Source organism: Bartonella sp. AA2SXKL (assembly GCF_042197205.1).
Lineage (GTDB): Bacteria > Pseudomonadota > Alphaproteobacteria > Rhizobiales > Rhizobiaceae > Bartonella.
Genome location: NZ_JBHIRN010000301.1, coordinates 1 through 512, shown reverse-complemented (window position 1 = coordinate 512; position 512 = coordinate 1). Strand labels below are relative to the sequence as shown.

At 48.2% G+C, this 512-nt stretch carries 1 protein-coding gene; it reads right to left on the bottom strand.

The window, feature by feature from the left end; all coding sequences use genetic code 11:
• A partial coding sequence (locus ACFINS_RS11355) for a phage tail protein (RefSeq protein ID WP_375706327.1) occupies window positions 1–512 on the bottom strand: 512 nt, incomplete at both ends.

The following is a 512-nucleotide window of genomic DNA, read 5'->3' as shown; positions in this document are numbered from 1 at the left end:
TCGTCAAAGTCATCTATCCAATTACCAATAAGCCTGCCTTCTTCTCTTGTGAGCGTGTGATTGATCTCTGTTGTGCGTCCAAAGGAAAACAAAGTGTCCCCAGCTGTTAAGTGAACACCGCTTTCATACTCCAACATGCTGTCATCAAGGCGTGACATATTGCCTTCCAAGGCTTGCACATCATAACCATAGGTCCCACGGCGAAAATCAGAGCGCAAACTTTTGGAGAGATCTGTAATCGCTTCAATGGCTTCAAGCTGTGTTCGTTCAGGCAACTGATCAAAATCAAGTTGAAAGGAGTTCCACCATGCGCGCCCCGTCCAGGCGGGTTGAAAGCGTGCCGAAATCCCTAGCCATTCAAGCCCCATCTCTATTGCCGCAAGGGAGCCACGTATCCTCTGCCATTGAAGCCCTTGATCAATCAAATCATAGAGATTTGGAACATAAGGTGTCAGTTCACCAAGCCCGTATTCTTCAATCAACCACGGCAAGAAACGGGGAGGGCGTGTGAT